This window comes from Methylomonas sp. EFPC3 (assembly GCF_029643245.1).
Taxonomy (GTDB): domain Bacteria; phylum Pseudomonadota; class Gammaproteobacteria; order Methylococcales; family Methylomonadaceae; genus Methylomonas; species Methylomonas koyamae_B.
Genome location: NZ_CP116398.1, coordinates 3,413,927 through 3,427,499, shown reverse-complemented (window position 1 = coordinate 3,427,499; position 13,573 = coordinate 3,413,927). Strand labels below are relative to the sequence as shown.

Sequence of the window (13,573 nt, the reverse complement as noted above, 5' to 3'; positions counted from 1 at the left end):
TCTAGTAGGTTTTTTTCGATGGCGGCGGGCTGGCAGTTTTGGATCGACAGGGGCGGCACTTTTACCGATATCGTGGCGCTGGCCCCGGACGGAAAGGTGGCGGTTCGCAAGTGGCTTTCGGAAAATCCGGAACTCTATCCGGACGCCGCACTGCACGGCATAAGCCAGATTCTGCGGGAGTCCGGCACCGGCAATAAGGACCGGATAGCCGCCGTCAAAATGGGCACCACGGTCGGCACCAACGCCTTGCTGGAACGCAAGGGTGCCGCCATTGCGTTGGTCACCAACCGCGGCTTCCGCGATTGTCTGCGCATAGGCTACCAAAACCGACCGGACATTTTCGCGCTGCGGATTCGCCGGCCGGAGCCCCTCTATCAGGCGGTGGCCGAAATCGACGTCCGCGTCGACGCCGACGGCCGGGTATTGCAGGAGCTGACTCAGGACCAAGCCAACGCCGAATTGCGGCGGCTTTACGACCTGGGCATTCGCAATCTCGCCGTCGTGTTGCTGCATGCCTGGCGCTACCCGCAACACGAATTGATGCTAGCTGAGTTGGCCGCCGACATCGGCTTTGAATATATTTCCTTGTCGCATCTCGCCAGTCCGCTGCCGAAATTCGTCGCCCGCGGCGATACTACAGTGGTCGATGCCTATCTGTCGCCGGTGTTACGCCGTTACGTCGCGCAGGTCGAACGCGGCTTGCCAACTGGCGACTCGACCCCAAGCCTGTTGTTCATGCAATCGAACGGCGGTCTGGTGCGGGCGGACGCCTTCCACGGCAAGGACAGCATCCTATCCGGCCCAGCCGGCGGCGTGGTTGGCGCAATCGCAGCGGCCAAACGCGCTGGGCTGGCCAAGATCATCGCCTTCGATATGGGCGGCACCTCCACCGATGTCGCCCACTACGCCGGCGAGCTGGAGCGCAGTTTCGACAACGAAGTCGCCGGCGTCCGCATGCGGACGCCAATGATGGCGATTCATACCGTCGCTGCCGGCGGCGGCTCAATTTTGCATTTCGACGGCTTGCGCTGCCGGGTGGGGCCGGACTCGGCCGGCGCCAATCCCGGTCCCGCCTGTTACCGGCGCGGCGGACCGTTGACGGTGACCGATGCCAATCTGCTACTGGGCAAGTTACCGGATTTTCCGGCGGTGTTTGGCCCGAAGGGTAACTTGCCGCCAGACCGCGAGCGGGTAACGGCGCTATTTTCGGCACTGGCCGCCGAAGTTTCCGCCGCCAGCGGCGAACGCCGCAGCCCGGAACAAGTCGCCGAGGGCTTTTTGGAGATCGCCGTCGAGCATATGGCCGAGGCCATCAAAAAAATCTCGGTGCAAAAAGGCTACCCGCTCGCCGACTACGCCTTGTGCTGTTACGGCGCCGCCGGCGCGCAACACGCCTGCCTGCTGGCCGAACGCCTGGGCATGCGCAAGGTATTGCTACATCCGTTGGCCGGCGTGCTGTCGGCGTACGGCATCGGCCTGGCCGAGTTTCGGGTGCTGAAACAAGCGGCGTTGGAAGGTTTATGGCAGGAGGTGGATGCGACCGAGTTGCGGCGGCGTTTCTCAGACTTGGAACAAGCGGCGCGGCGCGAGCTGGCCGCTCAAGGCCTGGACCCGGACCAGTCCATTAGCAGCTGGCGCCTGGCACTGCGTTATCAAGGCAGCGATACCGCCTTGACGGTCGACTACGCCGAACCTGAAGCAATACTGCAGGATTTTGCCGCGGCATACCGGCGCCAATTCGGCTTTTGCTACGCGCGGCCGGTGGTGATTGCCAGCTTGCAGGTCGAAAGCATCGCTTGCGACTCGCGCTTTAGCGAGATAGCGCCAACCGTTGCAGATCGCCACGATGGTGAGGCGCAAGGCAGCACGCGCCTGTTCAGCCGCGGCCGTTGGCACGATGCGCCGGTCTACCGCCGGGAACGACTGGGCTGCGGGCAAACAGTGGCGGGGCCGGCAGTGATATTGGAGCCGACTTCGACCATCGTGGTCGAGCCCGGCTGGCAAGCCCTTATGCAGCATAACGGCGATCTGCTGCTGAGCGGAAACAAGTGCTCGATCGCCGCCCCGTCCCACGCCGCGGGCCCCGACCCGGTCATGCTGGAGATCTTCAACAAGCGCTTCATGTCGGTGGCCGAGCAGATGGGTTTCGTACTGCAAAACACCGCGCATTCGGTCAATATCAAGGAGCGGCTGGATTATTCCTGCGCAGTGTTCGATGCCGACGGCAATTTGATCGCCAATGCCCCGCACATCCCGGTCCATCTGGGATCGATGGGCGAAAGCGTCAAAGCCTTGGTGCTGAGCCATGGTAAAGACCTGGCACCCGGCGACGCCTATCTGCTGAATTCGCCTTACGCCGGCGGCACCCATCTACCCGATATCACCGTGGTGACGCCGGTGTTCGACGCCGAACGGCAACTGCTGTTTTTCGTCGCCTCGCGCGGCCACCATGCCGATGTCGGCGGCATTTCGCCGGGTTCGATGCCGGCCGCCAGCCGGCATATCGACGATGAAGGCGTGATCAGCGCCGGACTGAAAATTTTGGACGGCGGCCGGTTTCGGGAAGCGGCGATTCTGGAATGGCTGGCCGGCAACCGCCACCCGGCGCGCAATCCGCAACAAAATCTGGCCGATCTGCAGGCACAAATCGCCGCCAATCTAAAAGGCGCTCAGGAGTTATTGGCCATGGTCGGGGATTATTCGTTAGCGGTGGTACTTGCCTATATGCAACACGTGCAGGACCACGCCGAAGCCTGCGTCCGCCGCTTATTGAAAACGCTGGACGGCGGCAGCTTCGCCTACCCATTGGATCAAGGCGGCACCATCGCCGTCAGCGTCTCCATAGATTGGGATACGGGCAGTGCACGGATCGATTTTTCCGCCACCTCGCCGCAGTTGGCGGACAATTTCAACGCGCCGGCGGCGGTATGCAAGGCTGCCGTGCTGTACGTAATGCGGACGCTGGTGCAGGACGACATTCCGTTAAATGCCGGCTGCCTGAAGCCGCTAGATATCGTGATTCCGGAAGGTTGTTTGTTGAATCCGCAATATCCGGCCGCCGTGGTGGCCGGCAACGTCGAGACATCACAATACATCGTCGACGCCTTGTACGGCGCGTTGGGCGTTCTGGCCGCATCCCAAGGCACGATGAACAATCTGACCTTCGGCGACCGGGATTACCAGTACTACGAAACCATCTGCGGCGGCGCCGGAGCCGGGGACGGTTTCGCCGGCACCAGCGGCGTGCATACCCACATGACCAACTCGCGCATCACCGATCCGGAAATTCTGGAGCAACGGTTTCCGGTGCTATTGCGCGAGTTTTCGCTACGCGAGAGCAGCGGCGGTGACGGGCGTTATCGCGGCGGCGACGGCGTGCGACGCCGGCTCGAATTTTGCCGGCCGATGACGGTAGCCATTCTCTCCAGCCACCGGTGCCAGCCGCCGTTCGGTATGCGCGGCGGCTGGCCCGGCGCGCCGGGTGTCAACCGTTTACTCAAAGTCGGCGGCGAAACGGTCGAATTAGCCGGCTGCGCGGACATTCGAGTCGAAGCCGGCGACAGCATCGTCATTGAAACGCCGGGCGGCGGCGGTTTCGGCGCCAGCGATCGATCCGGGAACTGAACTTGCCGAATGCGTTTCGTCCGGTAGCCTATCGGGGATAAATCGTGGTCGATAACAGCCCCCGGTCCTTTGACGCACACAGGTAACGCCATGAACACCAACGCCGAATTTACCCTACTCTACGACGGCCACTGTCCGATTTGCCGACGAGAAGTGGCTTGGCTACAGTCCAGAAACGCCGCCGGCCGCGTCGCGTTTCAGGATATCCACGCAAACGACTTCGTACCGGAACATTTGGGTTGTACCGAGGCCGAGCTGATGGCGGAAATTCACGGCGTGCGGGCCGATGGCTCGCTGGTGAAAGGCATCGATGCCTTCCACGCGACCTATAGCTTGCTGGGTCTGGCTTGGTTGGCTGCGCCGTTGCGTTGGCCGTTGACCCGGCCGCTGTTTGCCAAACTGTATGCGTATTTCGCCCGCTACCGTTTGCCGCTGGGGGCGTGGCTGGCGGGCAAGGCTTGTAAGGCAGATTGCCGGATTTGAACCTGCGTCCGAGACTGCAGCAGTATCGTCAACACGGCTCGCTTGCACCGGCGACGGCTGCAATCATTCGTCGTAAAACTCGTTTCTAGCCCGCCGGCTGACTTGGTAGACGTTGCGGGTATCGAATACGTTGGTGTGGATTGGCGTTTCGTTGTCATGCTTGACGTTGCAGCGGCGGTCGCCCTTGCGTTTTTCCAACATTTCGACCGTGACGATCTGTTGCCCGGCGCGGCGGTCGTTTTTTCCGGATCGAATGAAATACTCGCGCACTTCGACGATTTTGTTTTTGAAACGCTTGCCGTGTAATTTCTTGATCGCCTGGCGCCCGGCTTTATCGTCGTCGATAAAGACTCGGCCGTGAAACGACAGCACATTGGTTCTCAGGTTTTTCAGACAAAAAATATCGGTCTTCAAAATTCGGCCTACTTTGAACGGCAACCAAAAACAAAACCGCAAAGCCGGTGCAACGAAATCGGCCAATTCGTCTTCCTGGGAAGCAGAAGGAATATTTTTTACGATCAGTATCATAAGCCAATACCGCGATTCTGAGCGCCCGACCGGTGCATGCCGGCGTGGAGCGCAACGACTGTAGGGATAGTCCGTTTTATAGCGTCAATCCGCTGGATTACTTTAACCTTAGCTGGGACTTGCGACCACAGCAAATAATTCCCTGCCAGCCGAAGGCCGACAGCCGCAACGCAAAGCCGGGAAGGGTGGCATCGGTAATGACGCCAGAAGTAGGGGGTTACGCTGCAGGCCGCCAATCGGACCCGCAGCCGCGGCTAAGACAATAGCCGTTTATTTGTATATTGCTTGCGGATCTTTCAACACGGCTTCGCTGACTTGCCAATCGCCGTCTTTGAAACTGCGGAAGAAACAGCTTTCCCGGCCGGTATGGCAGGCGATGCCGCCTTCCTGTTCCACCTTCAATAAAATCACGTCGCCGTCGCAATCCAACTGCAGATCGATGATTTTTTGGCGATGGCCCGATTCCTCGCCTTTGCGCCACAAACGCTGGCGGGAGCGCGACCAATACACGGCGTAGCCTTCGGCGACGGTGAGGGCCAGCGATTCCCGATTCATCCAGGCAAACATCAACACTCGGCCGCTGCTGTGGTCCTGGGCAATGGCCGGCACCAATCCGTCCTGGGTCCATTCAATTTGTTCCAGCCAAGTAGTCGTCATAACCGCACCTCGATACCGCGCGACTGCATGTGGCGTTTGGCCTGTTCTATCGTATATTCGGCGAAATGGAAAATACTGGCGGCCAACACCGCATCGGCCTTGCCTTCGATGATGCCGTCGGCTAAATGGTCCAGGTTGCCGACGCCGCCGGAGGCAATCACCGGAATACTGACCGCTTCGCTGATGGCGCGGGTCAAGGCCAGATCGAAGCCGGACTTGGTGCCGTCGCGGTCCATACTGGTCAACAGAATTTCGCCGGCACCGTAATCCTTCATCCGCACCGCCCATGCCACGGCATCGATGCCGGTAGGTTTACGGCCGCCGTGGGTAAAAATTTCCCAGCGCTCGGCCTCTCCGTCCTGGCTGACTTTCTTGGCGTCGATCGCGACGACGATGCACTGCGAACCGAACTTGTCGGCGGCCTCCTTGACGAACTCAGGCCGGAACACCGCGGCACTGTTGATTCCGATCTTATCGGCGCCGGCATTCAGCATACGGCGAATATCGTCCGAGCTACGTATACCGCCGCCCACGGTCAGCGGGATGAACACCTCGCTGGCAACCTGTTCGACCACATGGACCATCGTATCCCGGTTGTCGTGGGTGGCGGTGATATCGAGAAAGGTAAGTTCGTCGGCGCCCTCGCGGTCGTAGCGGCGGGCGATTTCGACCGGATCGCCGGCATCGCGGATATCGACGAATTTGACGCCTTTGACAACGCGGCCGTTATCGACGTCCAGGCAGGGAATGATGCGTTTGGCTAGGCTCATGGCGGGTTGCCGTTCAATCCTCGCCGCCGAAGGAAGCGGCCAGTTTGGCGCCTTCGGCGAAATCCAAGGTGCCTTCGTAGATTGCGCGGCCGGTAATCGCGCCCATGATGCCTTCTTGGGCCACGGCACCCAAAGCGCGGATATCGTCCAGATTGGTGATGCCGCCGGAGGCGATGACCGGGATGTGTACCGAACTGGCCAGCTTGGCGGTGGCTTCGACATTAACGCCCTGCATCATGCCGTCGCGGGAGATATCGGTGTAGATAATCGCCGCAACACCATTGGATTCAAATTTTTGCGCCATATCGATCACGTCGTGGCGAGACAGTTTGGACCAGCCGTCGATCGCCACCTTGCCGTCGCGGGCGTCCAGGCCGATGATGATGTGGCCGGGAAATTCGATCGCCGCGTCGCGGACAAAATGCGGCTCGCTGACGGCTTTGGTGCCGATGATCACGTATTGTACGCCGGCTTCCAGGTAGGCTTGGATGGTGTCCTCGTCGCGGATGCCGCCGCCGATTTGAATCGGCACTTCCGGGTAGGCCTCGACGATGGCGTGAATAATGTCGGCGTTTTTCGGCTTGCCGGCAAAGGCGCCGTCCAAATCGACCAAGTGCAAACGCTTCGCGCCCGCTTCAACCCAGCGCCCCGCAACCGCCACCGGATCGTCGGAGAACACGGTGTCGTCTTCCATACGGCCCTGACGCAAGCGGACACATTTTCCTTCCTTCAAGTCAATTGCGGGTATCAGCAACATATCTAAATCTCGACAGTTAAATCACTATTTCAAAGGGTTAGTAAAGCCAACGCAGAAGGTTGGCGGTTACGCCGTCCCGTCCCAGGCCAGGAAGTTTTGCAACAATTGCAATCCGACCGTCTGGCTTTTTTCAGGATGAAATTGGACGGCAAACAGATTGCCATTGGCCAAGGCACAGGTGAAGGTTTGCGGATAATCTGCGGTCGCAGCAGTATGGCGCGCGTCGTCCGGCACCACATAATAGCTGTGCACGAAATAGAAACGGCTGCGGTCCGGGATATTTTTCCATAACGGATGCGGCTTCTGTTCGACTTGATTCCAGCCCATGTGCGGAATTTTCAGGACCTCGCCGTCACCGTCACGCAGATCGTCGGCGAAGCGCCGGACATGACCGGGTAATAGGCCGAGACAGGCGACACCGCCGTTTTCCTCGCTGTCGGTCAGCAGGGCTTGCATGCCCAGGCAAATTCCCAACATCGGTTTCGCGGCAGCCACCTCTTTAATGACCTCGGCCAAACCGCTGTCGTGCAGCGCATTGATGCAATCGCGAATTGCGCCGACGCCGGGAAACACCACCCGGTCCGCTCCGCGAATAATTTCCGGATCGGAGCTGACCAGTACTTGGCTTCGGCTATCGACATGTTGAAGCGCTTTGGCGATGGAATGCAGATTACCCATTCCATAATCGATGACGGCAACTGACGGCATAACAGTTAGATATTTAAGGTCAAAAGTTCGAAGCGGCTGTGAAGAGTTTACAGAGTGCCTTTGGTGGACGGCATGATCCCGGCCATGCGCGGATCGGGGCTGATCGCCATCCGCACTGCCCGGCCGAATGCCTTGAAAACGGTTTCGGCAATGTGGTGGGCGTTGCCGCCTTTCAGATTGTCGATATGCAAAGTCACGCCGGCGTGGTTGACGAAACCCTGAAAAAATTCTTTGAATAAATCCACGTCGAAATTGCCGATCAGCGCGCGCTTGAATTCGACATCGTAAAACAATCCCGGCCGGCCGGAAAAATCCACCACCACCCGCGACAAGGATTCGTCGAGCGGACAATAGGCGTGGCCGTAGCGGTAAATGCCTTTTTTATCGCCAAGCGCTTTGGCAACCGCCTGGCCCAAGGTGATGCCGATGTCTTCGACACTGTGGTGGGCATCGATGTGTAGATCGCCGTGAGACACGATTTCCATGTCGATCAAGCCGTGCCGGGCCACTTGGTCCAGCATGTGGTCCAAAAACGGCAGGCCGGTAGTGAACGCGGCTGAGCCGCTGCCGTCGAGATTAACCGAAATCTTGATCTGGGTTTCGAGGGTGTTGCGTTCAACCTGGGCGGTGCGTGGGTTCATGCTAATGCGGGTAACTGGGTCCGAAGCTAGTTTACGTGATTGTGACGGCTACGCCAAACTCTTGCTGGCAATCTCGTAGACATCTTTCGACAAATGTTCGGTAGCGACAATACGCTGTAATTCCTGTTTCATCAAGCTTTGCCGGTTGGCGTCGTAGCGCCGCCATTGCGCCAGACCGCTGACCATGCGCGAGGCGATTTGCGGATTCAACGCATTCAATTCGATCACGCGGTCGGCCAAAAACCGGTAGCCTTCGCCATTCGCAGCATGGAAATGCAACGGATTCGACTGACTAAAGGCGCCGACCAAGGCCCGAACCCGGTTCGGCGTTTTCATATCGAAAGCCGGGTGCCGCATCAGATTCTGCACGGTGGCAAAGGTATTCGGCATGCTGCTGGTCGCCTGCAGCGCAAACCATTTGTCGATGACTAGCGCCTCCTGCTGCCATTGCCGGTAAAAACTGTCGAGGCAATCGGCTTTGTCCGGGTTTTGGCTGTTTACGATCGCCGACAATGCCGAGATTTGGTCGGTCATATTGCGGGCGCCGCGGAATTGCTGCTCGGCCAGACGGTGACTGTCCGGCGTTTCCAATTTACCCAGGTAGCTCAGGCAGGTGTTTTTCAGGCGGCGCCGACCCACGGCGCCGGCATCGAAGCAACCGGATTCGTCGCGGTGGTGTTGGCGGTAAAGCGCCAGAAATTGATCGGCCAGACTGGTTGCCAGGGTTTTCTTGACGAACTCGCGGGCCTGGTGCACGGCGTCGACGTCAATAATTGCCATTTGGCCGGACAGATAACTCTCTTCCGGTAAAGCCAACAGCAAAGCCTGATAGGACAAATCGCCGCCGGCATCGGCCAGCACCTTGCGGTACGCTTCGATCACGATCGAATCCAGCTGCAGCGGCCGACCCAACTCGATGCTGTCGATCAAATCGAAAATGGCTTGCGTCGCCAATTGCTGGCCGGCCTCCCAACGGTTGAAGGTGTCGCTATCGTGGCTCAGCAAAAAGGCCAGTTCGTCCAAACCGCGCGGCATTTTCAACGTCACCGGCGCGGAAAACCCGCGCAGCAACGAAACCACCGGCTTGCCGGCCAGATTGCCGAAGCTGAAGCTTTGGTCGGCTTCGGTCAGATTCAATGTGACCTCGGTGTGCCGCTCGCCACCGAACTCGAATGCGGCCGGCGTCCCGTCTGGATTCAATAGCCCCAGTTTTACCGGAATATGTAACGGTTGTTTGACCGGCTGATTCGGCGTCGGCGGACAGCTTTGGCGCAGCGTCAGTTGCAAACGGCCGCCGGCTGTATCGTAGTCCTGCTCGACTGCCAGCAGCGGCGTACCGGCCTGCGAATACCAGCGGCGGAATTGGCCGAATTCGACGCCGTTGGCGTCTTCCAGCGCCTTGACGAAGTCCTCGCAAGTCACAGCCTGGCTGTCGTGGCGTTGGAAATATAAATCGCAGCCTTTGCGAAAACCTTCCGCACCGAGCAAGGTGTGCAGCATCCGCACCACTTCCGCGCCTTTTTCGTAGACGGTCAGCGTATAAAAGTTGTTGATTTCGATATAGGCCTCGGGCCGCACCGGATGCGCCAAAGGGCCGGCGTCTTCGGCAAACTGGCGAGTCCGCAAGGCGTTGACGTCTTCGATCCGCTTCACGGCCGGCGAAGTCATGTCGCCGCTGAATTGCTGGTCGCGAAATACGGTGAAACCTTCTTTCAGACTCAACTGGAACCAATCGCGGCAGGTGACCCGGTTGCCTGACCAGTTATGAAAATATTCATGGCCGATCACGCCTTCGATGTGTTCGTAATCGCTGTCGGTAGCAGTATCCGGCCGGGCCAGCACGAACTTGGTGTTAAACACGTTCAGCCCCTTGTTTTCCATCGCCCCCATATTGAAATGGTCGACGGCGACGATCATATACAAATCCAGATCGTATTCCAGGCCGTAGGTCTGCTCGTCCCAGCGCATCGCGTTTTTCAGCGATTGCATCGCGTGGGCGCATTTGTCGACGTTGTGTTGCTCGACGAAAATCTCCAGCGCAATGCGCCGGCCGCTCATCGTCACGAACTCGTCGGCGACACATTCCAACTGGCCTGCGACCAACGCGAACAGGTAGCACGGCTTGGCGAACGGGTCTTCCCAACTGACCCAATGCCGATTGTTTTCCAACTCGCCGCCGCCGGTTTTGTTGCCGTTGGACAGTAATACCGGGTATTTGGCCTTGTCGGCGACCAGCGTGGTTTTGAAACGGCTCATCACGTCCGGCCGGTCCAAAAACCAGGTAATTTTACGAAAGCCCTGCGCCTCGCACTGGGTGCAGAGCATGCTGCTGGACAGAAACAACCCTTCCAGAGCGGTGTTGGCTTGCGGATTGATCAGATTTTCGATCAGGATTTCGAACGGCCTGTCCTGCGGCGCCTCGTGGATAATCAACGCTTCGTCACCGACCAGATATTCGCTGGCAAGCAGCGGCCGGCCGTCGACGGCGATGCTGAGCAATTGCAACTCCTCGCCCCACAGCTTTAGCGCGACACTGTCGGCCAAGCTCTGCGGATTGCGCCTGACGCTCATTTTGGCGCGCACCTTAGTGCGCTGGTCGTCCAAATCGAAATCCAATTCGACTTGGTCGATCAGATATTCCGGCGGCGTGTAGTCTTTCAGGTAGACAGTTTGCGGGCTGGCATCGCGCATGGCTTATCGCTCTTCAGTTTTGACGGGTTGCGGTTTATAGGAAATCAGCCAATAGGTCAGGCCCAGAGACACCGTTACAGCGGCAATCCCGACGGTATAAGCCGGGTCCAGGTCCTTGAAATCCAACATAATCACTTTTCGGGCCACGGCCATCAAGGCTGTGGCAATCACCATTTTAATCGGTAGCGTGTCGTGCTTGATGTACAACGTGATGTTGATAAAAATCTCGATCGCGATCAGCACGGCCATGAACGAACCGAAAATCAACAATATGTCCGAGACCGTCAACATCATAAACGGTTCCGCGACCAGGCGTTGGTAGATTACATACACCACGTCGGCCACGCCCCACAAAATCACCAGCACCATCAGCACCGCCAGCACCCGAACCGCAAAATGGATCACGGCATGCAGTACTTTTAGCAGACCGTCTTCGACGACCGGCGCCAACTTGACTTCGGGTTCGTCGCGCGTGGTGCGGCTGGTTCCGGGTCGCGACGGCGAAGACGAAGACGGGCGAACGGGCGGTTTGGATTCCATCGGTGACTCCTGCTTATTCTCGAAGCGCGACGTAGGCCAGCAGGCCCCATGCCGCCAAAAACGCCAGGCCGCCCAGCGGCGTAACCATACCCAGCCATTTGATATCGAATATCGCCAGCAAGTATAGACTGCCCGAAAACACCAGGATTCCAACAGCAAACAACCTTCCCGCCCAACGCAGCGCAGCCCGCTCGGGTAATAACGCTGCCAGAGCCAACGCCAGGCTATGCCACATCTGGTAATTTACCGCGGTTTTGTAGATATCCAATTGGTAATCGCTCAGCAGATGTTTCAAACCGTGGGCGCCGAACGCACCCAGCGCCACTCCGCTAAAGCCGCCCACAGCAGCCAACAATAAAAAAGTCCGGCGCATCATTTCTCCAGCAAACGCGGCATCAGTTGCACCAGATTACAAGGTCGGGTGCGGTAATCCAGTTGGTCTTTGATCAACGCCTCCCAGGCGGTGCGGCAGGCACCGGACGATCCCGGCACGCAGAAGATATAGGTCGCATTGGCGACGCCGGCCAGCGCCCGCGACTGCATCGTCGAGCTCTTGATGTCCTGGTAGGACAACATCCGAAACACCTCGCCGAAGCCGTCCAGCACCTTGTCCAGCAACGGCAACACCGCTTCCGGAGTGCCGTCGCGCCCGGTTACGCCGGTGCCGCCGGTGGTGATGATTGCATTGACGTTGGGATCGGCGATCCATTGGCTGACGGCGGCGCGAATTTGATAAATATCGTCGCGCACGATTTTTTTATCCGCCAACGTATGCCCGGCCGCGAGCAGGCCATCGACCAACACACGACCGGAAGTATCGTCCGCTTCGCTGCGGGTGTCGGATATGGTCAATACCGCGATATTGATCGGAATGAATTCACGGGGTTCGCTCACGGCAAGGGTCTCCAAAATGTCGCTGCCGCATTCTAGTGAATGCTTCGCCGGCCAAGCAAGCGCTGATTAAGCCGCAACCGGTAATACCGGCTGGCGCGATAATGCCGTAAACTCGGGACCAGTATTGTTAAACCGGTGCAGGCCGCCAATGAGCATGCAAAACACGCGTTACGAAAAAGCCGCCAGTCTGGCCGCGCTGGGCCTGCTGTTGTTTGCCTGTTACCAGGTGCTGCAGCCGTTTGTGTTCGATTTGCTGTGGGCCGCCATCTTATGTTTCGTCACCTGGCCGCTCTATTCCCGCTTGCGGGAATGGCATTTCAGCGCCAATCGCGCCGCGGCCACCATGGTGCTGCCGATCGGTATCCTGCTGTTGACGCCGTTCGTTACCGCCGGATTCAGCTTTACCGAAGACATCAACCGCTTGTTGCAATGGCTCAACCAAAGCGTGCACACCTGGCCGGCAGCCCCGGAATGGCTGGAACGCCTGCCGTGGCTCGGCGACAGGGCCAAATCGGCTTGGCAAAATATAGGCGAAGACACCAGCCGGCTGGTGAATCTGGCCCGCCCCTACGCCCTCGGTGCCGGCACCTGGATTTTGCAGCAAGGCATCAAGCTCGGCGGCCAGTTGATGCATATGGGCCTGAGTATTCTGGTGTTGTTTTTTTTCTATCGCGACGGCGAACGGGTCGCCGAACACGTGGTGATTGCGGTTCGGCGCCTGGCCGGCGAACGCAGCCAACGCATTCTGCACATCGTCCGCTCCAGCTTGCGCGCCGTGGTATACGGCATTATCGGCACCGCGCTGGTTCAAGCCTTGGCTTCGATGCTCGGCTTCGTGCTTGCCGACGTGCCCTACGCCTTCGTGCTGGGCGTCGTCGCTTTCTTTTTGATGCTGCTTCCGGCCGCCGGCACCGTGGTCTGGCTGCCGGTTGCGTTATGGCTGCTGGTGGAAGGCGAAACCGGCCGGGCGATTTTTATCGCCCTGTGGTTCCTGTTGTTTGTCGGCACGATAGACAATTGGTTGCGGCCGGTCCTGATCAGCCGCGAAGTCGAATTGCCGTTCGTCCTGATCGTATTCGGCATCTTCGGCGGCCTGCTGGCCTTCGGCTTCATTGGCGTATTCATCGGCCCAACCCTGCTGGCGACCAGTTACGCCCTGGTGCTGGATTGGCTGATCAGCAAAGAGCGCGAGCAAAGTGGAGATGATGGCAGCTCAAGCTGATCGGTATCTCCGCGGCAGGGTTGGAATCCAACCGAGCGCAAGACTCTCCGCAACCTGA

At 58.8% G+C, this 13,573-nt stretch carries 13 protein-coding genes; 3 read left to right on the top strand and 10 right to left on the bottom strand.

Annotated elements, in window-relative coordinates; genetic code table 11:
• Positions 1 to 18: 18 nt before the first annotated feature.
• Together PL263_RS15335 and PL263_RS15330 are read left to right on the top strand one after the other, a co-directional pair.
• Entirely contained in the window at positions 19 to 3,624 is a 3,606-nt protein-coding gene (locus PL263_RS15335) for a hydantoinase B/oxoprolinase family protein (RefSeq protein WP_278210147.1), read from the top strand.
• Between the two features lie 90 nt (positions 3,625 to 3,714).
• Entirely contained in the window at positions 3,715 to 4,107 is a 393-nt protein-coding gene (locus tag PL263_RS15330; RefSeq protein WP_278210146.1) for a DUF393 domain-containing protein, read from the top strand.
• Positions 4,108 to 4,170: 63 nt separating this feature from the next.
• Here the strand turns inward: PL263_RS15330 and PL263_RS15325 are convergent, their stop codons facing one another.
• The 10 genes from PL263_RS15325 to moaB form a co-directional block, all read right to left on the bottom strand.
• Entirely contained in the window at positions 4,171 to 4,635 is a 465-nt protein-coding gene (locus PL263_RS15325; protein ID WP_278210145.1) for a hypothetical protein, read from the bottom strand.
• A 270-nt stretch (positions 4,636 to 4,905) separates the two neighbouring features.
• A complete protein-coding gene (gene hisI / locus PL263_RS15320) occupies positions 4,906 to 5,292 on the bottom strand; it encodes a phosphoribosyl-AMP cyclohydrolase (RefSeq protein WP_278210144.1) in 387 nt (128 codons plus the stop codon).
• Positions 5,289 to 6,062 carry an imidazole glycerol phosphate synthase subunit HisF gene (gene hisF / locus PL263_RS15315; RefSeq protein ID WP_278210143.1) on the bottom strand — a complete coding sequence of 258 codons (774 nt, stop codon included), beginning with the start codon at positions 6,060 to 6,062 and terminating at the stop codon, positions 5,289 to 5,291. Before hisF ends, hisI begins: the two co-directional genes overlap by 4 nt.
• A 13-nt stretch (positions 6,063 to 6,075) precedes the next feature.
• Positions 6,076 to 6,819, bottom strand: coding sequence for a 1-(5-phosphoribosyl)-5-[(5-phosphoribosylamino)methylideneamino]imidazole-4-carboxamide isomerase (gene hisA / locus PL263_RS15310; protein ID WP_140913921.1), 744 nt, complete (start codon positions 6,817 to 6,819; stop codon positions 6,076 to 6,078).
• 66 nt (positions 6,820 to 6,885) lie between these two features.
• On the bottom strand, positions 6,886 to 7,527 hold the full coding sequence (hisH, locus tag PL263_RS15305) for an imidazole glycerol phosphate synthase subunit HisH (RefSeq protein WP_278210142.1): 642 nt from the start codon (positions 7,525 to 7,527) through the stop codon (positions 6,886 to 6,888).
• A gap of 47 nt (positions 7,528 to 7,574) precedes the next feature.
• Positions 7,575 to 8,168: an imidazoleglycerol-phosphate dehydratase HisB gene (gene hisB / locus PL263_RS15300; protein ID WP_140913919.1), complete on the bottom strand. Its 594-nt coding sequence runs from the start codon at positions 8,166 to 8,168 to the stop codon at positions 7,575 to 7,577.
• A 48-nt stretch (positions 8,169 to 8,216) separates the two neighbouring features.
• Entirely contained in the window at positions 8,217 to 10,859 is a 2,643-nt protein-coding gene (gene pepN / locus PL263_RS15295; RefSeq protein WP_278210141.1) for an aminopeptidase N, read from the bottom strand.
• A 3-nt stretch (positions 10,860 to 10,862) separates the two neighbouring features.
• A complete protein-coding gene (locus PL263_RS15290) occupies positions 10,863 to 11,399 on the bottom strand; it encodes a phosphate-starvation-inducible PsiE family protein (protein WP_278210140.1) in 537 nt (178 codons plus the stop codon).
• Positions 11,400 to 11,412: 13 nt separating this feature from the next.
• Positions 11,413 to 11,775, bottom strand: a complete 363-nt coding sequence (locus PL263_RS15285) for a DUF423 domain-containing protein (RefSeq protein WP_347568919.1) — start codon at positions 11,773 to 11,775, stop codon at positions 11,413 to 11,415.
• Positions 11,772 to 12,293, bottom strand: a complete 522-nt coding sequence (gene moaB / locus PL263_RS15280; RefSeq protein WP_278210139.1) for a molybdenum cofactor biosynthesis protein B — start codon at positions 12,291 to 12,293, stop codon at positions 11,772 to 11,774. Before moaB ends, PL263_RS15285 begins: the two co-directional genes overlap by 4 nt.
• Positions 12,294 to 12,441: 148 nt before the next feature.
• Between moaB and PL263_RS15275 the strand changes: the two genes are divergently transcribed.
• Entirely contained in the window at positions 12,442 to 13,515 is a 1,074-nt protein-coding gene (locus PL263_RS15275; RefSeq protein ID WP_278210138.1) for an AI-2E family transporter, read from the top strand.
• The last annotated feature ends 58 nt before the right edge of the window (positions 13,516 to 13,573 follow it).